The sequence below is a fragment of the Lysobacter sp. Root690 genome, assembly GCF_001427785.1.
Taxonomy (GTDB): domain Bacteria; phylum Pseudomonadota; class Gammaproteobacteria; order Xanthomonadales; family Xanthomonadaceae; genus Lysobacter.
Window position 1 is genome coordinate 294,876 of sequence record NZ_LMHM01000018.1, and the last position, 1,535, is coordinate 296,410.

Below are 1,535 nucleotides of genomic sequence, written 5' to 3' on the forward strand. Positions count from 1 at the left end.
CGTGTCGTTGACCCGCACGTCCGGCACCACGGTACCGCCGGTGCGGCCGTTGACCGGCGTACCGGTGTCGTCGGTGGCCACAATCGGCGCCGCATTAACCGTAACGGTCACGGTGGCGTCGTCGCAGTTGGTCGGGTTGAGCAGTTCGCACAGGCGGTACACCAGCGTGTACGTACCCGCCGGGGTGCCCGGGGCGACCGTCACCGCGCCGGTCGCGGTGTTGAGCGTCACGCCCGGATTGGTGGTCGAGACCTGGGTCAGCACCACATCGGCCGCGACGACCGGAGCGCCGTTGAGCAGATCGTTGGCGCGCACGTCCGGCACCGCGGTGCCGCCGGCGCTGCCGTTGACCGGCGTGCCGGTGTCGTCCACCGCCAGGATCGCGGCGGCGCCCACCTGCACGTCGACGTCGGCTTCGGTGCAATTGGTCGGATCGGCGGTCTCGCAGATGCGGTAACGCAGGGTGTAGTTGCCCGCCGCGGTGCCGGCGGCGACGTTGACCGCGCCGGTGGCCGGATCGATGGTCACGTTCGGATTGCTGGTGGAGACCTGGCTGATCGTCACCGTCGCGGTGGTCGCCGGCTGGCCGTTCAAGGTGTCGTTGACCAGCACGTTGGCCACGGCGGTGCCGCCGCTGGCGCCGCTGGTCACCGCGCCGCTGTCGTCGATCGCGACGATCGGGCGACGGGCGGTCGGGGTGGTGCGGGTCGCCGGCACCGGCGTGGTGACTTCGGTCGAGACCACGCTGGCGTTGTTGACGATCTCGCCGGCGGTGACTTCGGTCAGGGTGACGGTGTGGGTGCCGGTCAGCACGCAGGTGCCGCCGACCGGGACGGTCGCGCAGGTCTGGCTGGCCGGAGTCAGCTGGGCGTCGCTGACCACCACGTTGGTGAGGGTGACGTTGCCGGTGTTGGTCGCGGTGACGGTGTAGGTCAGCACATCGCCCAGGGTCACGCTGCCGCTGCCGTCGTTGTCGGCGTTGGTCGGCGCGGCCTTGACCAGCGACAGGCTCGGGTTGGCGACCGGGGTCGGCGTCGAGGTCGAGGTGTTGTTGCCCGGAGTCGGATCGCCGGTGGTCGAGGTGCCGGTGGCGGTATTGGCGTAGCTGCCGGTCTCAAGCACGACCGCGCTGACGGTCAGGGTCTGGCTGGCGCCGACCGCGAGCGCGCCGACGGTCCACACGCCGGTGCCGGCGTTGTAGGTGCCCGCGCTCGGCGTGGCCGAGACGAAGCTGTAACCGCTGGGCAGCGCGTCGTTGACGACCACGCCGGCCGCGGCCGACGGACCGGCGTTGGCCACGGTGATGGTGAAGGTGATGGTCGAGCCGATCGGCGGATTCGGGTTCGACACGGTCTTGGTCACGGCCAGATCGGCCGAGGCCACCGGCACCGGGGTGCTGGTCGAGGTGTTGTTGCCCGGGGTCGGATCGTTGGTGGTCGAGGTGGCCGTCGCGGTGTTCGCGTACGGACCGTTCGGCAGCACGGTGGCGACGATCTGCAAGGTCGCGTTCGCGCCCGAGGCCAGACCACCGACCG

1 protein-coding gene is annotated in these 1,535 nt (G+C 70.8%); it reads right to left on the reverse strand.

What is annotated here, in order from left to right; genetic code table 11:
- Positions 1–1,535 (reverse strand): DUF11 domain-containing protein (locus ASD86_RS24400; RefSeq protein WP_162253735.1); only part of this gene is annotated, 1,535 nt, incomplete at both ends.